We start from the raw sequence: 21348 nt of genomic DNA, 5'->3' as shown, positions 1-21348 counted from the left end.
GGACGGACGAGGGTCCGTCCCGCAGCAAAAGCGCGGCTATTCGCCCTTCAGGGCGGCGTTCCACTGGGTGACGAAGGCCGGCGCCTCGTCGATCAGCGCTTTGTCGAAGCCGGCGAGGATGACGTTGTCGGCGCCGATCAGCTTCTCGATGCCCTGGTAGGTGTAGCGGACGTCGGCCTCCGCCACGTCGTCGCGGTAAGGCACGAGCCCGCCCTTGCCGACCAGCGTCTGGCCGGCCTGGCTGAGGGTGAAGTCGACGAAGAGCTTGGCCGAGTTCGGGTTGGCCGCCTGCTTGGGGATGCCCATGCCGCGCAGCATCACGATGGTGCCGTCGTCGGGGAAGGCGAAGCCGAGCAGTTCGCCGCCCGGCTGCTCCAGCCGCGGGAAGATGGTGATGCCGGAAACCGCGACGCCGATGACGTATTCGCCGGTCGCGATCTTCTCGTTCATCGGCCCGCCCGAGGTTTCGCCGCGGATCATCTTGCCGATCTGGCGCAGTTCGTTCCAGCCGGTGTCGCCCTTCTTGGCCATGTAGTTCCACCAGGCGGCGAGGCCGAACGAATTGCGCGCGGCGTCATAGGTGGTGATCTTGCCCTCGAAGCTCGCGGGATCGGCGACCGCCGCCGCGACCAGCGATGCAAAGCCTTTCGGGCGCTGCTCCTCGGTCAGGAGCGCGGCGTTGTAGGTGATGACCAGCGGGTCGGCCGAGAGCACGTAGACGCCGGCATAGGGATTGGCGAAGTCCGGCAGCTTGGCGAGCTCGGGGCTCTTGTAGTCGAGCATGCGGCCGTCGGTGCCGTAGTTCGCCCAGCGGTCGTTGGCGCCGGAGATCAGGACGTCGGCGGTGCGCGAGCCGCTGCCGGCCTCGGCCTCCCAGCGCGAATGCACGGTGCCCGAGCCGAGATCGAGGGTCTCGATGTTGATCCAGGGATAGGCCGCCTTAAAGCCGGCGATCACCGGCTGCCAGTTGTTGTCGGCCATGTTCGAGTAGATCACCAGTCCCTTCTCGGCCTTGGACGCTTCGATCGTGGCGGCATAGTCGGCGGGATAGCCTGCCGGCACGCCTTGCGCCGAAGCGTAGGTGGCAAAGCCTGCGACAGCGGCGCCGACGACGAGCGCGGCCAGTTTCTGCTTGAACATTCTAATTCCTCCCAGGGTTCTTGCTGCTTGTCCGGCTCCGCCGCGCCAGCGCCTCCGATACAAGGCGGGCGGTCTCGACGACGATGCCGGTGATCCCGGGGACGTTGGCCTCGATGCGGTCCCGCGGCCCGGAAATGTTGATGGCGGCGACCGCCTGCCCTTCGGCGTCTCGAACCGGTGCCGCGATGCCCGCCGCGCCCTCGACCACGCCCTTGAGGTTGACGCAGAAGCCGTCCACCCGCGCCGCCGCGACCGTCGCGGCCACTTCGCCACGCAGCTCGGGCGCCAGGTGGCCGAGATAGGCGTCGAATTCGGAGGCCTCGAGCCCGGCCAGCATCACGATGCCGCTCGCCACCTGGTGCGCCATGCGGAGCTTGGAGATGTCGCGGTCGTAGCGGATCTCGCGGGCTGGCAGCACCTTGGTGAGGTAGCGCACCTCCTGCTTCTCGGTGATCGCCAGGAAACCGGTCTCGTTCGAGGCGGCGACGGCGTCGCGCAGCGGCGCTTCCGACAGCCTCAGGATGGTGCCCCAGGCCTCCCGGCCGGGACCCGCCTCGCCGGGCAGACGGATGAGAAGATAGGTGCCGTCCCCGAGCCGCTCGAGATAGCCCCGGTCGGCCAGCTGACGCAGCAGCAGGAGCGTGCTGCTCTTCGGCAGGTCCAGTGCCTGGACGACCGCCGCCAGCGAGACGGCGCCCGCCTGCAAGGCGAACCATTCGAGCATGTCGAGAACGCGTTCCGACCCTCGTCCACTCACCTTTCATCCTCCCATCGTTCATTATTTTGAACTTATTCATTATCGTGAACGTACGGGTGACGTAATGTCCTGTCAACCGGCGGAGGGCGCCGTCGCCGGTCGGGTCGACGTCAGTCGTGGTGATGCCGGCGGGGTATGGTGCGCCGGCAAGGTTCGTCGAAGCCTTGGAGCGCCAGCGGTCGAGACCGGCCCAAGCCGCGCTTTGGCATGTCCGCCTCGCCCATCCGCAGGCCGGCGCCCCTCTTCCGCCATAGGCGCCCGTATGCTCTACGCAGCGGCATCGGCTGCCCAAGCTGACATCCCGGATGCGGGACGCGCATCAAACCCGCAGGGGTCGGCGGGGCTGGCCCGCGTCGCATGATTGCCTAAACCTCACATGGGGCTCACCGGCGCCGGGATCGAAAGCAGCGAACGCCGATGCAAGGGCGGCCGGCGCCGACAGAAAAAGGCGGCCGTTCCTGGCGATGGCCGGTGGAACCTCGCCTTGGTGCCAAGCGCCCAAAACCCTCAAGATGCTGGAAATCCGATGACGATGCTGCAAGCCTTGACCCTCGAGACCGCCCACCGGGTGCCGGACAGGCTGCCGATACGCTGGCGCTTGCGGTCCTGCCGCCATTCGTCTCGCGCTGCGCTTTCTCTCGAAGCGAACGGCGACCTTGGCACCAGCGTCGTTGCCGACGGCCTCGACGTATCCGACGTCAAACACGCTTCCGGGCTGCTTCCGCTGTGCCGGGCGAAGTCCAAGCTTGAAAACGAGGAGCGCTGAGATGACATCGACCGGCGAAACCGCTCTCGTCCTCTTCTCCGGCGGACAGGATTCCACGACGTGCCTCGTCTGGGCGCTCGAGCGCTTCGATCATGTCGAGACGGTCGGCTTCGACTACGGCCAGCGCCACCGCATCGAACTCGACGTGCGTCCGCGCATCCTCGACAGGCTGAAGCGCGAATTTCCCGAATGGGGGGCGAAGATCGGCGAGGATCACCTCATCGACATGGGCGTCCTCGGGCAGATCAGCGACACGGCGCTGACCCAGGCGTCGGAAATCGCCATGCAGGCGAATGGCCTGCCGAACACCTTCGTGCCCGGGCGCAACCTTCTCTTCCTCGGCTTTGCCGCGGCGATCGCCTACCGGCGCGGCGCCAAGCACCTCGTCACCGGCGTCTGCGAGACCGACTATTCAGGCTATCCCGACTGCCGGGACGATACGATGAAGGCGATGCAGCTCGCCCTCAATCTCGGAATGGAGAAGCGGTTCGTCATCCACACGCCGCTGATGTGGATCGACAAGGCGCAGACGTTTGCGATGGCCGAGCAACTGGGCGGTGAAGACTTGCTCGATCTCGTCCGGGAGGAGACGCACACCTGCTACGCCGGCGACCGCACGCACCGGCACGACTGGGGCTATGGCTGCGGCGACTGCCCGGCCTGCCAGCTGCGGGCGCAAGGCTGGGAGCGCTTTCGAGCCTCCGCCGCAAGCTGAAGCCGCCACCGGAAGTGTCGCGCGCGGCATGGCGCTGAGCGGCCGGGCTTGGCTCGCCCAGGCGACCGGGCGACACAAGCCCGTGCCACCCGGACGACACGCCACAAGCTCAGAAGCGGTAGCGGAGCGAGCCGATGACGTTGCGGCCCTCGTCGAGGTAGCAGTAGCCGGACGAGCAGGTGGCCTCGCGCTTGTCGAAGAGGTTCTTGGCGTTGATCTGTGCGCTGACGCCCTCGAACTTCGGGTTCGCCTTGCCGAAATCATAGGATAGCGAGGCGTCCACCAGGATGCGCGACTCGTTGCGGAACGTGTTGGTGTCGTCGCCGAAGCTCTCGCCGACATAGCGCAGGCCCGCGCCGACGCCGAGGCCCTCGGCCGCCCCGTTTTGCACGGTGTAGTCGCTCCATACCGAGACCTGGTGCTCGGGAATGCCGGATGGGAACATGCCCTGGTTGTCGCCGGCCGTGATCTCGAGATCGAGATAGGTGTAGGCGGCCGTGAGGTTCAGGCCGGCCATCAGGCTGGTCGTCGCCTCCAGCTCGAAGCCCCGCGACTCGACCTCGCCGCGCTGGACCTGACCCAAAAGACTGTCCGGGTCCTGCGCGAGGACATTGCTCTGCCGGATGCGGAACAGGGCGGCGTTGACGGCGAGGTTGATGTCATCCGGCGCGTATTTGACGCCGATCTCCTCCTGCTCGCCTTCCGTGGGCTTGAAGGTCGCGCCCGTCGCGCTTCGGCCGATGGTCGGTGCGAACGAGGTGGAGTAGCTGACATAGGGCGAGATGCCGTTGTCGAAGAGATAGGCGAGACCCGCCCGGCCCGAGAACTTCTCGTCGTCCTGCTCGCTGCCGAGCGCGTTGATGTGGTCGAAATTCTTCGTGGTCAGCCAGTCGTAGCGCCCGCCGAGCGTCAGGACGAAGCGCTGATATTCCATCTGGTCCTGCAGATAGAGCCCGGTCTGGCTCTGCTGCGTCGTCGTCGACACCAGGTCGAGCGAAGGCGTCGCGATCGCCTGTGCGCCGTAGTTCAGCCGGACGAGGTCGAGATCCGGCGCGGCCCCGAAGCCGAAGGCGTCGTCGACGTCGACATAGGAATAGTCGACCCCGCCCAGCAGCGTGTGCTTGACCGGGCCGGTGTCGACATCGACCTGCGCCTGGTTGTCGACGACGAAGGAGTCCAGCGCGTCGACGATGCGCCAGGCAGAGCGGGCAGCCGTCAGCCGGTCGGCCGAGATGCCGTCGATCTGCGTGTACTTCACGTCGGCGTCGATATGGGCGTAGCGCAGGTTCTGGCGCACGGTGAGGGTATCGTTGAACCGGTGCTCGAATTCGTAGCCGATGCGGCCCTGCTTCCCGTCGAAGTCGCCCAAGGCGGGATCACCCGACTCCAGCCCGGTGATCTTGCCGTTCTCGTTGAAGAAGGACGCGTTGCCGCCGGTCTTGAAGTCCATGTACTCGCCGAGAACGGTGAGCTGGGTGTTGCGGTCGTCGGAGCGCAAGGTCAGCGCGGGCGCGATGAAGACACGGTCGTCCGACGCGCTGCGCAGATCGGTATCGGCGTCGCGGGCCAGCCCGGTGATGCGGTAGAGGACGTTGTCGCTGCCGCCGAGCGGGCCCGAGGCGTCGAAGCTCGCCTGGGCGCGGTTGTTGGAGCCGATCTGCGTCTCGATCTCGCGGAACGGCGTGTCGGTCGGCCGCTTCGAGACGAGGTTGACGATACCGCCGGGCGAGCCGCCGCCGTAGAGAACCGAGCTTGGGCCCTTGAGGACGCCGATACCCTCGAGTCCGTAAGGCTCGGTCTTGAAGATCGAGAAGTTGCCGGTCAGTTCGCGCAGGCCGTCGCGGTAGACGCCGGTATAGGTCACGTCGAAGCCGCGGATGTAGAAGCTGTCGAAACGCGGATCGAAGCCGAAGGCGCCGACCCGGACGCCCGGCGTATACCCCAGCGCCTCCTTCAGCGTCTGAACCTTGCGGTTCTCCAACTGCTGGCGCGAGACGACGTTGACGGTCTGCGGCACCTTCTTCAGCGGCGTGTCCGTCTTCGTCGCGACCGTCGCCGACCGGGCGACGGCGCCGTCCGTCTGCAGCCCCCCGCCCTCGCCGTCGCCCGCCGTCGCGCCGCCAGCGCCGGCTTCGAGCGTCACGGCGTCGAGGACGATCGTGTCCTGCGCATAGGCCGCCGGTGGTCCGACCATGGTGAGGCAAGAGCCGCTGAGCAGCGTGGCGCAGAGGATGCGCATCGGGCGAAGGGATAGCGACATGATCAGATGGGTCCTGCTGGCGACGGCTTGATGGCGAATGCCAACACGGTTAGAAAAACATGACATCGAGAGTCAACATTAATTACCTGGCTGCAAGACCCTTCGACGGGGCATGAAGGCCGAAAGCTTTCCTTTCGTCAGGAACTTGCGCCTGTTCAGGCCCTGATCAATGCGGAATGAAAACCCGCCACTGCGGCAAGAAGGACACAAGTATTGGACCCGTTCCAAACAGACACTGACGGCCGGCCGGCCGTCCTTGCCGACACGCAGATCTTCGACCGTCCGGGAAAAGACGGCGAGGTCTGGCGGCTCTTCGTCTACCGTCCGAAAGGCGAGGCGCCGCCCGGTGGATGGCCGCTTCTCGTCCTCACCGACGGCAATGCGGTGATCGCCACCGCCGTCGACGCGCTCCGCGTCCAGTCCGCCTACCCCATGGGGACGGATGTCCAGCCGGGCATCATCGTTGCCGTCGGCTATCCCTGCGACGACGCCTACGATCCGCTGCGGCGCTCGTTCGACCTGTCGCCGCCGCCCGGGCGGACCTACCCGCCCTTCTCCGAAGGGGGACCGGACGTCGTGACGGGCGGGGCGGACAGGTTCCTGCGCTTCATCGAGCGCGAGGTGCTGGCGTTCGTCGCGACGCTCGCGCCGGTCGACCCGGCCCGGCGAACCCTCTTCGGGCACTCCTTCGGCGGGCTCTTCGCCTTGCATGCCCTCTTTTCGCGCAGCACGACGTTCCAGCGCTTCGTCGCGGCCAGCCCGACGGTCTACTGGGAGGACGGCCTGCTGCTGGAAAGCGAGGCCCGGTTCGTCGCCGCGGAGCGGGACCGCGACATCGAGGTCCATCTTTCCGCCGGGGAGCACGAGGGCGAGACGCTGGCGCCGTTCCAGTACGGCCGCGACGATACGGACCAGCGGATCGAGCATGCCCGGACCGCACGGACGCTATCGCTGACCCAGGCCATGGCAGCGCGCCTCGCCGCTCTGCCGCAGTTGCGGCTGGCCTATGAGACCTATGCCGGCGAAACCCACATGACGATGCTGCCGATCGCGGTCTCGCGCGCCGTCCGCGTCGCCTTCCGCATCTCAGATTAGAGCGGGACCGCAATGCCGATGGCCGATCCCGGCCGCGGCAGCACCTCCATCGCCATGCCGTAGACCCCATCCAGCACCGTCGGCGACATGAAGCCGGCGGGCGTTTCGTTCGCGACGAGGCGTCCCCCGCGCAAGGCGACGATCCGGTCGCAGAAGCGGGCGGCCATGTTGACGTCGTGCAGCACGACGATGACGCAGAGCGAGCGCTCGTGCGCGAGGCGGCGAATCAGGCTGAGGATGTCGATCTGGTGCGCTACGTCGAGCGCGGAGATCGGCTCGTCGAGGAGGAGGCACCCCGCATCCTGCGCCACCAGCATGGCGAGCCACACCCGCTGGCGCTCGCCGCCGGACAGGGTGTCGACGTCCCGCTCGGCAAGCTCGAGCGTTCCCGTCCGCTCCATCGCGCCTTCCGCCTCGGCGGCGTCGGCCTCGGTAAAGCGGCCGAGGGCGCCATGCCAGGGATAGCGGCCGAGGCGCACGAGTTCGCGGACCCTCAGCCCGGTGCCGGTCGGCAGGTCCTGCGGCAGATAGGCGACGCGTCGGGCGAAGTCGCGCGCGCCCCAAGCACCGAGCGGACGCCCTTCGAACCGGACCGTGCCGCCGCTCGGGCTGTTCTGGCGCGCCAGCATCTTCAAAAGCGTCGACTTGCCGGAGCCGTTCTGGCCGACGAGGCCGATCACCTCGCCATGCGGGAAGGACAGCGTCAGGGGCTCGAGGATGGTACGGCCGTCCGCCTCGAAGCCGACGGCATCGAGTTCGAAGCCTGCCCTCGACGTTTCCGGGGCCGACGGGACGGGAACAGCAAGATTCATGGCGTGCGCCTTTGCAGAAGCCAGAAGAGAACCGGCGCGCCGACCAGCGAGGCGACGAGGCCGGTGGGGAGCTGGAAGGGAAAGGCGACGACACGCGCCAGCCAGTCCGCGGCGATGAGGATGGCGGCGCCCGTTGCGGCGCTGAGGAGCAGTGCCGGGGCCATGCCGCGGACGCCGACAAGACGCACGAGATGCGGTGCAATCAGCCCGACGAAGGTCAGCGGACCAACGACGGGGGTGGCCACCGCCGTCGCCAGCGCCGCGAGCGCCAAGAGGAGAAGCCGGCTGGCGCGGACGCCGAGGCCGAGACTGCCGGCGGTCGCGGGGCCGAGCGTCAGGAGGATGAGCGGCCGGCCCGTCGGGAGGGCGAGCAGCAGGACGAGCGCGGCGGCGCCTGCCGCCATCAGCGCGCCGAACGGCTCCACCGTCGTGGTCGCGCCCGCCATCCAGGAAAGCAGCTGCACCGCGCGCGGATCGCCGCCGACCGACAGGACGCCGATCACCGCATCGAGCAGCGCCGAGATGGCGATCCCCGCCAGCAGCATGCGCTCGGGCGCAAAGCCCGAGCGGCGCCCGAGCAGAAGGATGACGAGCAGCGTCGCGAAAGCCCCTGCAAAGGCGGCGAGCACCGTGCCCCCCGGCGACAGGCTGCTGGCGGTGAACAAGGCGATGGCGACGGCGAAGGTCGCGCCGGCGCTGACGCCGAGGATTTCGGGACTGGCCATCTCGTTGCCCGTCAGCCGCTGCAGCACGAAGCCGGCAAGCGCGAGAAGAACGCCGGCAGCGCCCACCGCCAGCACCCGCGGCCACCGCCAGGGCAGGATCTCAGACAGATCCGACAGGCCAAGCCAGTGCCATCCGCCCGCCGGCGATCGCCCGAGGAGCAGCGCTGCGGCAACGAGGAGCAGCAGGCCGCAGACCATCGCGGCGACGACGAGGCGCGACCTGTTCCCGCCGCCGATGGCCCGTGGCGCCCGGGCCTGCCGGGTCGGCGGCCGCAGGCCCGCCTGCAGGCGCGGCAGCAGCCAGAGCAGGATCGGCGATCCGAGCAGCGCCGTCACGGCGCCGGTCGGCACGAGATCGGCCGACACACCGGATGCCAGCTGCACCAGAAGATCGGTCAGCAGCAGCAGCAGCGCTCCGATCACGCCGGACCAGAGCAGACGGGCGGAAAAGTCGCGGGCGCCGGCCAGCCGCGCCATGATCGGCGCGACCAGGCCGACGAAGCCGATCACGCCGACGGCGCTGACGGTGACCGCCGACAGCGCCACCGCCAGCGCGACCGCGCAGAGCCGCAGGCGCGCCACCGGCAGGCCGAGGCCCCTCGCCGCTTCGTCGCCGAGCTCGATCAGCGACAACGGACGCAGGAGGAGGAGCGTGAAGGGCGCGGCGATCGCCAGGCGCACGGCAAGGTCGGCGGCCGGGGCCCAGCTCTGCTGGCTGAGCGAGCCGCTTCCCCAGATGAACAGGCTGACCAGCCAGCGGCTGTCGATCAGCGTCAGCACCGAGGCGAGCGCCCCGCAATAGAGCCCGACGAGAAGCCCCGACAGGACGAGCGGCACCGGGGCAAAATCCTGCCGACGCGCGAGCGCGAACACCAGCGCTGCCGCGAGCGAGGAGCCGAGGAGCGCCACGAGGTCGCGCCCCCAGCCGAGCAGCGCCGGGGCGAACAGCGTGGCAAGGGCGAGCGCCAGCCGCGCCCCGGCGTCGATGCCGAGCGTCGTCGGCGATGCCAGCGGGTTGCGCAGCGCCTGCTGGAGCAGCGCGCCCGCGGCCGCCAGCGCACCGCCGCACATCACCGCCATCGCGAGGCGCGGCAAGGTGGAATGAAGAAGGACAAGACGCTGCGGATCGTAACCGCCTGTGCCCGGGCGCCACAGCGCGGGGAGATCGGGACCGACGAGGATTGCGGCGAGGAGGAAGGTCGGGACGGCCAGCGCAAGCGCGAGGAGCGCTGGCCCACGCCGCGACCTGTGCAAGCCGGCGACCGGCACGGCGGCCGTCACGCCCGGCCCTCCAGCGCATCCAGCAGCAGCGCGGCGAAGCGGCGGGCCGACGGCACCCCGCCGAACACCAGCACCGGCGGCAGGACGGGCACAGTGCCGCCGCGCACGAAGGGCAGTTCGCGCCAGAGCGGACTGTCCGGCAAGGCTGCGGCGACGTCGTCGGGCATGTAGTCGGCCACCGCGAAGGCATCGCCCAGCGCCACTAGCTGCTCGAGGCCGACGGTCGAGAAGCCCCAGAAGTTGGCGGGCTTCTCCCAGGCATTGCGAAGCCCGAGGCGGTCGAGCACGTCCTGGTAGAGGCCCGGCCGCCCGGTGACGCGGACGTGGCGCGGGTCGATGAAGGAGAGGATGGCGACCGGGCGGCCGCGAAACGGCCGGGCGCGCTCGGCGCAGGCGTCGAAGAAGCGCTCCGACTCGGCGAGGTAGCGCTCGGCTTGAAGCGCCCGGTCGGTGAGCGCGCCGACCTCCCGCACCGCCGCCATCGCTTTCGGCAGCGGCGAGCCGCCCTCGGAATAGAGCGTGATGCGTTTGACCTCGGCAATCCGCGACAGGCGCTGCTCGGCCATTCCGACATAATCCGTGGTGAGGATCAGATCGGGCCGCAAGGCGGCCAGCAGTTCCATGTTCGGATCGAGACTGGCGCCAAGGTCCACCGTACCGGGCGGCAGCGGCGGCTCGGCGACCCATTTCCCCCAGTCGCGGGCATCGGAGATCGCGACCGGGGAACAGCCGAGGACGATGAGGGTCTGGGCGAGCGCGTAGTCGAGCGTCGCCACCCGCAAGGTCGAGGCCTCAGCCGATCGCGCGCGCAAGGCGAACGGGGACGCGAGAAGCCCGGCGAGAAGCGTGCGACGGCAGAGACCGGGCTTACGCGCCGGACCGACGGATGCCGGCGGCTCGCCCGCAGCAAGCGCTGCCCCATGTCCGGCTGGAATGACGGATATCCGCGAACCTGGCGTCATCAAGATCTGGTATCCCCGATCAACCCTTCGAGCCCTCGGCCCTCCAGCGCTGGTCGAACAATAAGTAGAGTGTGTTAGTCAAGTTTATTGTGAGCGGCAGCGGCGATGATAGACCGGCGGCGAGCCCCTCTTGGCCTTGCCCGAGAGGCCGGCCGAAGACCGCTTGCTGCGTCACCGCCTTCGGGAAAGGCGGGTTATGCAGGACGCGTCGGACGATCAGAGCTGCCGGGCGGCAACCCTTCCCATGGCCATGAAGGCCTTCTTCTGCTCGGGCGTCGGTTCGCTGCGCATCGGCTCCATCGAGATCACGCAGACCGCGCCGAGCGGCTGGCCGGTCTCCGGGTCCGAGAAGGGCGCGCCCATGTAGGCGCGCATGCCGTTGCCGGTCACCAGGGGGTTATCCGAGAAACGGCTGTCGCGCGCGAGATCCGCCACGACGAGCGGCTCGAGCCCGGTCACCGCGTGGGCACAGAAGGAGACGTCACGCGCGACGCCGGCAACGTCGATGCCGTGCCGCCCGACGAGCGTCACCTTCTCGCTCCCGACCAGCGACACGAAGCCGATCGGCGCGTCCATGATTTCCGCGGCGCTGCGCGCGATGGCGTTCAGCGCATCCGTCGTGCCCGGTGTGATCGTGGCGGCGGCCTGGTCGGCCCGGACCGATCTCTGCTCGTCGTTGACGACGACCGGCGCCGTCGGGTCGGATGGCATGTCGGGGGTGGCCATGACCCGGTTGCGGCCGGTCCGCTTGGCCTCGTAGAGCGCGGCGTCCGCCAGCCGGATCATCTCCGCCGGATCGACGCCCTCGGGGGCCTCGGCCTTGCGCGTGGTACAGCCGACGCTGATCGTGACCACACCGGCGGCCGCCCCGTCGCCGCGATGGCGGATTCCAAGGCGCTCGATGGCCGCCACGATCCGCTCACCGACGATGCGGGCGGCCCTCTCGTCGCTCCCCGGCAGGATCACCGCGAATTCTTCGCCGCCGTAGCGGGCGGCCATGTCGTGCGAGCGCACGCACTGCTCGACCGCCGCCGCCACCTGCCGCAGGCAGTCGTCTCCGGCCTGGTGCCCGTGCGCATCGTTGAACCGCTTGAAGTGATCGACGTCGAGCAGCAGCAGGGACAAAGGCTTCCCGTCGCCAGCCGCGCGATCCCACTCGAGCGCCATCTTCTCGTCGAACTGCCGCCGGTTGGCCAGCCCGGTCAGCCCGTCCTTGTTGGCCAGCTGCTCCAGGCGGGCATGAACCTTGTCGAGCTCGAGTTCGGCCGCCTTGCGCTTGGTGATGTCGCGCAGGACGACGAGATAGCCGTCCTTCTCGGAGATGCTGCCATATCGCCCTTCGACCCAGACTTCCCGCCCGTTCTGGTGCCGCAGGCGATAGACCGCCTCGGCCGGCTCCTGACGGTCGCGGCAGGCCGCGACGATCCCCTCGACCAGCGGCCAGTCGTCGGGATGAATGAGCTCGCGCGTCTTCTGACCGATCAGCTCGCTCGGATCGTAGCCGAGGACCCGGCGGCAGGCCGGCGACACGTATCGACGCGTCAAGTCGCTGTCGAGCCGCATGATGATGTCGGACGCGTTGTCGGCCAGCAGCCGATACTGCGTCTCGTTCTCCAGCGCAGTCTTCTCGGCCCTCGCCCGGTTCGCCAGTTCCCGCCGGACCAGAAGTCCGAGGGCCAGCGCGATGACGGACAGCAGCACCAGAACGGCGGCGATCTGCGCGGCGCGGATCCGCCAGCCCGCATAGACCGCCGCCTCGTCCAGCGCGACGTTCATGATCAGCGGCAGGTCACCGACCCGGCCGAACGTATAGATGCGCGGCAGGCCATCGACGGCGGCGACGCCGGAAAACGTGCCTGCACCCTCCGAGATGAAACGGCGGATGTTGGCACTGGCGGAAAAATCTCGCCCGATCTGGTCATCGCGGTAGGGCGTGCGCATCAGCATGACGCCCCTCGCCGAGAACAGATTGATGCTGTCGCCCGGTTGAAGCGCCGCGCGCTCGAACAGGCTGCGGAAATAGTCCAACCTGACCGTTCCGACGACGACACCCGCGAAGGTGCCATCAGCGCTTTCGATCCGGCGGCTGAGGGCGATCACGACGTCGTCTCCCGTCAGCCGGCGCCGGAACGGGTCGCTGAAGTAGATCCCATCGACCTTTGCGTCGCGCTGCACCTGGAAATAGTCGCGGTCGGCAAAATTGTCGGACCGGTGCGGGCTCGCCCCGGCGTCGCGAACCACATTGCCGTCGGCATCGAGAACGAGAAGGCTGGTGAAATAGGGGTCCACCAGGACGCCCTCGAACAGGTAAGCCTGCTGCAGGTCGGGCGCGAGAGAGGAAATCCGGCTGCCCGTCAGCTTCTCAGCAACGCCCGACAGAACCCGGTCGTAATTGCGCAGATTGCCCTCGATGTCCTGCGAAAGCACGCGGCGAAGATTATCGGCATTGGCGACGGCGGTCTCATAGGTGTCCCGGCGCATCTCGAGCAGCGCAAACGTCGATGCGCCGCAGAAGCCCATCAACAGGACTGCCAACAGAATCCAGAACCGCCCGCGCTGTACAAAAGACATCAAACCAGATCCCGACTGGCTTTCGCCGCTTTCGAGGTTGAGTTTGGCACTGTGCCGCAATCAGCCGTAGCGCTATTCGATTTGAGAAACGTTACCAGGGAGCGAATAGTCAGGGCGGCATGCGGATCAAGGATTGCACGATCGCGTGCTTACCGCAGTAAACGCGATGCGCTTGCCGAAATTATCTTCTGTTTTCGCCGACTTCGCGGGAAATTACCGCGCCAACCGGATAGCGGATGCTGCACCGGCGCCGATTTCCGGTGCTTTCCCCTGCGGCTCTTTCCGAGCGCTCCAGGCCGCGCTCCAGGCCGATCGAGGATAAATCGACACGCGGCGGGGTGATCGGCCAGGACGCCGGTTGCCGTTGCCGGCAGCAGTCAGGCCTCCCCGGGGCGGCCCTTCTGCAACGGCGCGGGGATCACACCCCTGATCCGCTCCGCCAGCTGACGCAGCGAGACCTCGCTCTTCGACAGAACCTCGTCGGCCGCAGCGTTCAGCGTCCGTCGTTCCTCGCTGGTCAGATCCATCGAGGAGAGGACGACCACGGGGATATCGGCAAGATCCGGCCGCGCGCGAAGTTCGCCGAGGAAGTCGAAGCCGTCCATGACGGGCATGTTGAGGTCGAGAAGGATGAGATCGGGACGTCTCTCCTCCAGCCGCTCGAGACCGAGCCGACCGTTCGTCGCCGAAGCGAACTCGAAGCCGAGCCGGCGCAGCATGGCGCCGTAGCGGCCGAGCGTGTCCTCGTCGTCGTCGATCGCCAGGACCAGCCCGCCGGGTGGCTCGCGAAACCGGTCCATCACGCCCTTCAGCTTGTCCCATTCGACGGGCTTCACCAGGTAGTCCGTGGCGCCGAGCGCATAGCCCAGCCGCTTCTCGTCGAGGCTGGAGATCATCACCACCGGAATGCCCGAGAGGACCGGGTCCTCCTTCAACTCCGACAGCACCGACCAGCCGTCCTTCTTCGGCATGGTAACGTCGAGCAGGATCACGTCGGGTACGATCGCCCGGGCCATTTCCAGGCCGGAGACGCCGTCCGACGCCGTCCGCACCGCATAGCCTTCCTTGGTCAGGAACCGGGTGACGAGATCACGCGCATGCGGATCGTCGTCGATGGCGAGAACCGTCCCGGCGGGACCGGGCAGTGCCGGATCGCCTCCCGTCGGCAGGATCGGCTGGTCGTGCTCGTCCTCGGCGACGATCGCGGGGACGCGGATGGTGAAGGTGGTACCCTTTCCTTCCTCGCTGGCGACGCCGATGTCGCCGCCGAGCAAGCGGCAGAAGGCGCGGGTGATGGCGAGACCGAGACCGGTACCGCCGAACTTGCGGGTCGTCGTCTCGTCGGCCTGCGCGAAGCGCTCGAACAGCCGCTCGACCTGATCCTGCGTCATGCCGATGCCGCTATCGGTGACCGCCAGCGTGATCCAATCGCGCGACCCGTCCGAGGCACGTTCGGCGGAGAGGGTGATCGTGCCGCTCTCGGTGAACTTCGAGGCGTTCGACAGGAGGTTGAGGAGGCACTGCCGGATCTTCACCTGATCGGTGTGCATCTCGCCGAGCTCGCCGTCATGCGCGATGACCAGCTGGTTGGACTTCTTGGCGATCAGCGAGCCGACGGTCGCGGCGACATCGTCGAGCACCGCGGCGAGATCGAAGGTCTCGGCGTAGAGATCCATCCGCTCCGCCTCGATCTTCGACAGGTCGAGCACATCGTTGATCAGGCTGAGGAGGTGGCGGGCATTGCTTTCGATCTTCTTGAGGTCCGGCAGGAGATGGCTGTGCCCGAGATCCTCGACCTCTTCCTCCAGCATCTCGGCATAGCCGATCACCGCCGACAGCGGCGTGCGCAGTTCATGGCTCATGTTGGCGATGAACTGGCTCTTGGCCCGGTTGGCGTTCTCGGCGACCTCCTTGGCTGCCAGGAACTCTTCCTCGAGCGCGCGCTGCTTGGTGACGTCGGTATGGGTGCCGAACCAGCGCAGGATACGTCCGTCCTCGCCGAGGATCGGCACCGCCTGACCGAGGAACCAGCGCAGGCTTCCGTCCGCCGCCAACAGCGGGAAAGTGTCTTCCCACGGCTCTCCGGAACCGATCGCGGAGCGATAGCTGGCATCGACGCGCTCGGCATGGTCCTCGGCGATGACCGTCGACCAGCCTTCCGCCGCCATCCGTTCGGCGGTCGTGCCGGTGTAGTCGAACCAGCGGCGGTTGTGCCAGAAGATTTCACCCGAGGGACGCGCCATCCAGGCGAGCTGCGGAATGTTGTCGGCGACGGCCGTCAGGCGGTGGCTGGTTTCACTGAGCGCCATGGCGGTCCGCAGCTGCTCGGTGGTATCCAGCACGAAGACGCCGACGCCATTCGCGCCGGCGGTCGCGCCCTTGGTCGGGAAGGCCGAGATGACCGCCCGGCGCTCCCCGCCGTCGCCGAACGCGAAGGCCCGGTCGGTGACGGTCTCCTGCGACTGGAGCACGCGGTCGAGGATCGGCAGGAGCCAGTCCTTGGCCTTGTCGGTTCCGGTCGAGGCGATGATCCCGGCAAACTCCCGGTTGGCGCGCACCAGATGACGGTCGGCGTCGAAGAAGGCCGTGCCGACCGGGGCGGCCTCGAGCAGGTCGCTCAGGAGGTCGGCGGCCGCACGCAACTGCCTCTGCCGGCGCCGGGCGACGGTGGCGAGGTAGAAGGCGGCAGCGATGGCCGGGAGGAACAGGCCTACCTGCAGCCAGGTCAGGAAGCGCCCGAAACGGGTGTTGTCGTCGATCACCTCGCTTGACGCCTGCTTCATCTCGCCGGTCGCCTCGCGTAACTGGCCCATGATCTCCCGGCCAACCCCGCCGGTGATCAACGCCGAAGCAGCGGCGAAGCCTTGCTCGCCGCGGGTTGCGACCACCGAGTCGATGAAATCCATCTGCTGCTGCGCGAGATCCTGGATCACCTCGAGTTCCTCGCCGTCGGCGGTGGCGCTGGCGAGCGTCTGCGTCACCGCATCCAGCGCCACCGGGAACGTCTCGGCGGCCTGGCGGTAGGGCTCGAGAAAGGCGTCGGTGCCCGACAGCACATAGCCCCGCATGCTGCTCTGGGCTGTCGTGACCGTCGCCTGCAGATCCGACAGTGCCACGTTCAGCGCAGCCTGCGCATTGCTGGACACGCCCCGGGCGTGGCTGGCCCAGAGGCTCCAGGCGAACAGCGGCAAAGTCACCACCAGAACGATGATGCTGGCAACGAACCCTGCGGAGTCAGCGCGGCGACCGGGGGAATTACCGCGACGGGCGGCACCCAACATATTGATCGCCATGGAGCGGCGGTATCCCTGTCTGGCGACGGATGCCGGCAAGGCAGCGCGCACGTTTACGTGAGGTCGATCGCATCACGATACACCCAGAACCGCCCAAGGTTCCGGCATTTCGTTTCTGCCTCAATTCTTCGTCTAGCAGGTGTGATCAGAGCAAGGTGATAAATCACCCGACCTCGTCGCAGGACGAAACGCAATTACCAATGCCCATCGAAGCAGGCCTAAGGCTATGGGTGCGACAAGAAAATTCTGCGCCGACAGGCGCTCTGGCGCGCCGTCCGGCCACCGGCATGGCGGTAGCGCAGAATTCGGCTCGGCGGAGCGTCGTCGAGACGCCCCGCCGGTCCAGAACTTCAGGCTTCGTGGTGGCTGTCGCGGCGAACATCCGCCGGTTTCACCGGGTCCTTGCGGTCGAGGGATACACCGGTGTGCCCGGTCTCGCGGTCCATCGAAGGCGAGAGAATGTCGACGGTCGCTTCATCCGGCGCCACGTCCCCGCGGCCGGACGCATCGGCAACGTAGGAGCGGACGCGCGCGCGGCCATGGCTGACGTCGCGCATGCCGAGCCGCGGGTTCGGCTCGACCATTCCGCCGGTGTCGGCATGATCCCCGCCGGTGCTCGCGCCGGGTGACGAACGGCTCGCACGAATGCCCGAGAGCGCATTCAGGCGCTCGACCGAGCCGAGCGCATAGTCGGTTGGCCGGTTCCAGCCATCCGCCTCCCAGGAAGAAGCCTTTTCGTCGAGGTCTGCGGCCCCCTCCGCCTCGAGAATATCGGAGGCCGCATCGAACTGGGCTTCAGGACAGGTCACCGTCACGACGGACCCGCCGCGTCGAACCCCCTCGGCATAGGTGTCGCGGTCCTCGTCGCCTATGAAGAAGTCCGCGAGCGATGCGAGGAAACCCTTGTCCCCCTGCTCGCCGGTGGACGCGGTGCTGTCGTGGATCGCGGCGTTCCCGCCGGAAATGCCGAGGTGCGCCAGCCTGTCGACGGCGGCCTGGGCCTGCGTGCGGGTATCGAAATAGGCGGTGATGGTCTGTGTCATGGCATGGTCTCCCCGTTGTCTATGATGGACTGCAAGTCTTCGTCGCCGCTGGTGCCGGCCGCCGTTGACAGGCTGGACGGGACCGTGGTTTCCGCCGGCCGTGCCGATCTGCTGCGGCGGACGTGGATTTCTTCGCGCAAGATCAACCGCTTGGTGACCACGAGAACCTCCTCGACGAGCGAGATGATCGTGACATCCCCCTCCTGTCGAACGCGGGGCGCTTCATCGACCTCCCGGTCCACGCGAACCCGCGTCACCTCTACCCCCGCCGCATCGAGGTCTTCGACGACGGAATGGGCGATCGTCTCGCTGGCGTTCGGCATCGCCGGCCCGCCGGTCGCCACCATAATTCGATCGATCCGCACCATCTCCTCCTGGCGAGGAACGACAGGAGGCGTGCGTGGAACGACAGGAGGCGCCACAGGCGGGAGATCGTCGCAAGGCATTCAGGCCGTCCGACGCGAGGGCATCAGGCGATCGGCACGGAAGGGATGGCCGAGGTCCGGTCGTTGGCCGAGCCAACCCGTAATCGCCCGGGGCACGACGGGAATGCCGGCGATCCGGGTGCCACCGAAAACATTGCCGAGCACGATCCTGCGGGCATCGCGGACGACACCCGGCGAGGCAGTGCCAGCCTCTGCCGCACCAAGGATCGCGGTCGCACGCCTTTTTTCGTCGGTCATGTGCTGTGTTCCTCCATCCACGGGGACCATCGACGGCGGGATGAGGCGGCAAACGCCCTATCGGACCGTCAAAGCCTGCACTGTTGGAGCGCATGGCCTGTCAGTCACGAAAAAGATGGCGCGGCGTGAAGCGATGAAAAAGGCTCAAAAGAACCAATTCATATGGCTACTATTGGCTCTTCTTCGGGTCTTTGGGGTCTTTGCGGGCTGAACGCCCCGTCAGGCCGCGCTGGCGGGCCCAGACCACGGCGGCGCCGCGCCGCGCCACCTGGATCTTGCGGTACAGCGATCCAATGTGGTTGCGCACTGTATGCCGCGACAGGTTCAGCGTCGCCGAGATGTCGGCATCGCTCAGTCCTTCGCAGATGAGTTCGAGCACCTCGCGCTCGCGGTGCGACAGCATGTCGAGTTCTGCGCTCGCGGCCTGACCGGGAGTTCCCGAGCGAGCGTTGGCCAGCTTCTCGACGATCTTGCGGCTGAACCAGGTGGCGTCCATCATCACCGCGTCGATCGCCTCGATCAGGTCGATCTCGGTCTTCTTCAGCTCGGTTACGTCCGAGATGATACTGAGAATGCAGTCGGCGTCGTCGATGACGATCCGTTCCGCGGCCAGCCGGCAGTCGCGTTCCGATCCATCGGCATGGCGGAGCCGGAAATCGAAATCGCGCACGGAGCCGTTCTCGAGGACCTGTTGCTCGAACTGGGTCCGGACGTTCGCATCGACCCAGATATGCAGGTCCGGCGCCGACCGGCCGATGACCTGTTCGCGCCCGTATCCTGTCAGTGCGGTGTAGGCGGCGTTGACCTCGATGTAGCGAAAACCCTCGAGCCGGCTGATGGCGGAGGCGACCGGCGATAGCTTGAAGGCCTTCGAGAACCGCTCCTCGCTCTGGCGCAACGCTTTTTCGGCGCGCCGCCGTGGCTCGAGATCGGCGAAAGTGAACAGCATGCACGGCTCGTCCGACAACTCGATCGGCTGTCCGGCGACGAGGACGCACTTCGTCGACCCGTCCGGTAGCGTGAGATCGGACTCGTTCTGCGGAATGGTCTTTCCGTTGCGCAGGCATTCCAGCGCGCTGTCACGCCCCCGCGAACCCGCGAGTACGTCGAACTCCAGGGCGCTGCGGCCCAGGATATCGTCCGGCGAGAATCCGGTCATGTCGAGGAAGCCGCGGTTCACCCGAACGAAGCACTGGTCGGAGATACGGCAGATCATGGCGGGCGCCGGGTTGGCATTGAACGCGCTCTCGAAGCGGTCCTCGGCGTCGTAGCGCGCGGTCTCGTCCTCGACGATCAGCACCAGAAAGTCGGGCTCGCCGTTCTCCCGCGTGATGACCTGGAAGCGCAAGGCATGGGTGCGGGTCTCGTCTGGTTCGCCGTCCAACCGAACCTCGGTGATCGACGGGTCGCACACCTCGCCCGCCATGGCCCGCGCGAACGACAGTCCCGTTTCCCCGTTGGCATTCCGGTCGCGGGCCGTGAGCTTGAAACGCTTGCGGAAGTCATCGATGTCAAAGCCGAGATCCTCGATCCGGTCGGCCCCATACATCCTCAGTACGGCCTGGTTCGCCCAGACGATGCGTTGGTCGAGACCGACGAGGATGACGCCGTCACGCAGACCCGCAAACAGCTGATGGAGCTGATAATGGGTCCGGTCCTTCGCGGCGGCAGGCTTCGTCATGGGGGCAATCTCCGGCAGGCCCTGGCAGCGATCGTCGAGAGGGCCCGCGGCGCCCGTCCGGCATCCGCAAGCCTTCTCGCCGGTAAGAGCGCCCTCAGGCGGACTGGGGGATCACGCTGATCAACTCGTCCTCGCCGGGCGCCTTGGACGGCTTCAGCTTCAGCGCCTGGTCAGGCTCGACACCCCGGCTCCGCGACCTCGGCTCCAGCGTAACCGTCTCGCCGGTCTCCAGCGAGCGCTCGACGGCGGCGAGGACACGCATGTCCAGGAGCCCCTCCTCGCCGTCCGCCTCGGGATCGCGCCCCTCGAGAATGCAGGCGGAGAAATACTCCGTCTCGTTGCCGAACTGGTCGACCGGATCGAACGCGTGCTTCGTCTTGGTCTTCTCCACCGTCTCGACATAGGTGATGCTGGTCGAGGCGCCGAACATGAAGCACGGCGAGGCGTGGATGCTGGACTTGGTGCCCATCAGATCGAAGGATTCCGACGCGGCCACCGCGTAGCTGACGGTGAACTGGGCGACGCGGTCCTGCGGGAAACGCAGCGTCACGGCGACCGTGTCGTCGAAGTTGAAGCCGCGGCTCGGCGTCTTCGTGCCGACGGCGTGGACGGAAATCGGCTCGGCGCCGAAGAGGTTGCGCACGGCATTGAGGGGGTAGGTGCCCATGTCCGGCACCGGGCCGCCCCAGTAGCCGTTGTGGCCGCGCGAGTTCTTTTCGGCGACGTCCTGGGTGAAGGTCGACACGAAGCTGCGCAGCTCGCCGAATTCGCCGTTGCGGGCGCGGGTGATCATCTCGACCGTGCCCGGCTCGTGGTGGAGGCGGTAGGCGATCATCAGCTTGGCGTCGCCCTTCTTCTGAGCGGCGATGATCTGCTCGGCCTCCTCGACGCTCGACGCCATCGGCTTCTCGAGCAGCACGTGGATGCCGGCTTCCAGTGCCGGGACGGCATATTCCAAATGGAGGAAGTTGGGGGTCGCGACATAGACGGCATCGATCTCGCCGGAAGCCAGGAGTTCGCCGTACTGCTCATAGCGCCAGGCCTTGATGCCATAGAGCTTGGCCAGCTTGTCGGCCTTGGCAGGATCGCCTGTCACCAGCGCCACCAGCTCCGAATTGCTGGTCTGGCCGATGCCGGGCATGAAAGCCTGTTGCGAGATCTGTCCGCCACCGACGACGGCATAGCGGATTTTCTTTTTCATTCCGAACATGGGGTCTCTCGTCTGGTGAGAAGAAGGTCGGGTCGAGGGTCGAAAGGGCGGGACAGGTCAATTGTTCCCGGCACAGGCCCAGTGCGATCGTCAGTGCGCCGAGCCGGATCGTCCGCAGGAGCGCATCGAGCAGCGACGGATCGGTCCGCTGGAGCACGTCGACGTCGGAGAGGGTGGTGATGGCGTTCGTGACGGTTTTCGAGCTGGGTGGATGGGCTTCGCGCAAGACCGACGCATGGTGCCTGATGCTGCCGTCGGACGCCTGATGCCTGATGCGCACGGATACGCATGACGCCTACGCCTCCACTTCCACTTCCGCTTCGTCATCCCGGGCTTGACCCGGGATCCATTCCA

General features: G+C 67.3%; 16 protein-coding genes. 3 read left to right on the top strand and 13 right to left on the bottom strand.

Annotated features, from left to right (window positions below):
• Positions 1–36 precede the first annotated feature (36 nt).
• Together ACZL02_RS19165 and ACZL02_RS19160 are read right to left on the bottom strand one after the other, a co-directional pair.
• Complete coding sequence (locus ACZL02_RS19165; protein ID WP_472940489.1) at positions 37–1140, bottom strand: ABC transporter substrate-binding protein; 1104 nt, start codon at positions 1138–1140, stop codon at positions 37–39.
• Position 1141: 1 nt separating this feature from the next.
• The gene (locus tag ACZL02_RS19160) at positions 1142–1897 is read right to left on the bottom strand and encodes an IclR family transcriptional regulator (protein WP_472940488.1); all 756 of its coding nucleotides are present in this window, start codon (positions 1895–1897) and stop codon (positions 1142–1144) included.
• Positions 1898–2273: 376 nt separating this feature from the next.
• Here ACZL02_RS19160 and ACZL02_RS19155 point away from each other — a divergent pair, with 376 nt between their 5' ends.
• Both ACZL02_RS19155 and queC read left to right on the top strand, forming a co-directional pair.
• Positions 2274–2663 (top strand): hypothetical protein, encoded by a 390-nt coding sequence (locus ACZL02_RS19155; protein ID WP_496258565.1) that lies wholly within the window; start codon positions 2274–2276, stop codon positions 2661–2663.
• 1 nt (position 2664) lies between these two features.
• Complete coding sequence (gene queC / locus ACZL02_RS19150; protein ID WP_472940486.1) at positions 2665–3378, top strand: 7-cyano-7-deazaguanine synthase QueC; 714 nt, start codon at positions 2665–2667, stop codon at positions 3376–3378.
• A gap of 109 nt (positions 3379–3487) precedes the next feature.
• On the opposite strand, the gene ACZL02_RS19145 is transcribed toward queC, so the two are convergent.
• Positions 3488–5638 carry a TonB-dependent siderophore receptor gene (locus tag ACZL02_RS19145; RefSeq protein WP_472940485.1) on the bottom strand — a complete coding sequence of 717 codons (2151 nt, stop codon included), beginning with the start codon at positions 5636–5638 and terminating at the stop codon, positions 3488–3490.
• Between the two features lie 213 nt (positions 5639–5851).
• On the opposite strand from ACZL02_RS19145, the gene ACZL02_RS19140 reads away from it, so the two are divergent.
• Positions 5852–6733, top strand: coding sequence for an alpha/beta hydrolase (locus ACZL02_RS19140; RefSeq protein WP_472940484.1), 882 nt, complete (start codon positions 5852–5854; stop codon positions 6731–6733).
• Here the strand turns inward: ACZL02_RS19140 and ACZL02_RS19135 are convergent.
• The 10 genes from ACZL02_RS19135 to ACZL02_RS19090 all read right to left on the bottom strand — a co-directional run bounded on the left by ACZL02_RS19135 (position 6730) and on the right by ACZL02_RS19090 (position 20994).
• On the bottom strand, positions 6730–7545 hold the full coding sequence (locus ACZL02_RS19135) for an ATP-binding cassette domain-containing protein (protein ID WP_472940483.1): 816 nt from the start codon (positions 7543–7545) through the stop codon (positions 6730–6732). The two genes, ACZL02_RS19140 and ACZL02_RS19135, sit on opposite strands and share 4 nt — an antisense overlap.
• Positions 7542–9551 carry a Fe(3+)-hydroxamate ABC transporter permease FhuB gene (gene fhuB, locus ACZL02_RS19130; protein ID WP_472940482.1) on the bottom strand — a complete coding sequence of 670 codons (2010 nt, stop codon included), beginning with the start codon at positions 9549–9551 and terminating at the stop codon, positions 7542–7544. The genes ACZL02_RS19135 and fhuB overlap by 4 nt, the downstream gene beginning before the upstream one ends.
• A complete protein-coding gene (locus tag ACZL02_RS19125; protein ID WP_472940481.1) occupies positions 9548–10513 on the bottom strand; it encodes an ABC transporter substrate-binding protein in 966 nt (321 codons plus the stop codon). The genes fhuB and ACZL02_RS19125 overlap by 4 nt, the downstream gene beginning before the upstream one ends.
• 216 nt (positions 10514–10729) lie before the next feature.
• Positions 10730–13084 (bottom strand): diguanylate cyclase, encoded by a 2355-nt coding sequence (locus ACZL02_RS19120; protein WP_472940480.1) that lies wholly within the window; start codon positions 13082–13084, stop codon positions 10730–10732.
• A 377-nt stretch (positions 13085–13461) separates the two neighbouring features.
• A complete protein-coding gene (locus ACZL02_RS19115) occupies positions 13462–16377 on the bottom strand; it encodes a response regulator (RefSeq protein WP_472940479.1) in 2916 nt (971 codons plus the stop codon).
• A gap of 350 nt (positions 16378–16727) precedes the next feature.
• Positions 16728–17420 (bottom strand): hypothetical protein, encoded by a 693-nt coding sequence (locus ACZL02_RS19110; protein WP_472940478.1) that lies wholly within the window; start codon positions 17418–17420, stop codon positions 16728–16730.
• On the bottom strand, positions 17417–17866 hold the full coding sequence (locus ACZL02_RS19105) for a DUF2382 domain-containing protein (RefSeq protein ID WP_472940477.1): 450 nt from the start codon (positions 17864–17866) through the stop codon (positions 17417–17419). Before ACZL02_RS19105 ends, ACZL02_RS19110 begins: the two co-directional genes overlap by 4 nt.
• Complete coding sequence (locus tag ACZL02_RS19100; RefSeq protein ID WP_472940476.1) at positions 17867–18103, bottom strand: hypothetical protein; 237 nt, start codon at positions 18101–18103, stop codon at positions 17867–17869.
• Between the two features lie 169 nt (positions 18104–18272).
• Positions 18273–19784 carry a PAS domain S-box protein gene (locus tag ACZL02_RS19095; RefSeq protein ID WP_472940475.1) on the bottom strand — a complete coding sequence of 504 codons (1512 nt, stop codon included), beginning with the start codon at positions 19782–19784 and terminating at the stop codon, positions 18273–18275.
• A gap of 94 nt (positions 19785–19878) precedes the next feature.
• Entirely contained in the window at positions 19879–20994 is a 1116-nt protein-coding gene (locus tag ACZL02_RS19090) for a Gfo/Idh/MocA family protein (RefSeq protein ID WP_472940474.1), read from the bottom strand.
• Positions 20995–21348 lie beyond the last annotated feature (354 nt).

It is taken from the genome of Mesocryomonas fontinalis (genome assembly GCF_055730125.2).
This window is presented reverse-complemented; position numbering and strand designations above follow the sequence as displayed.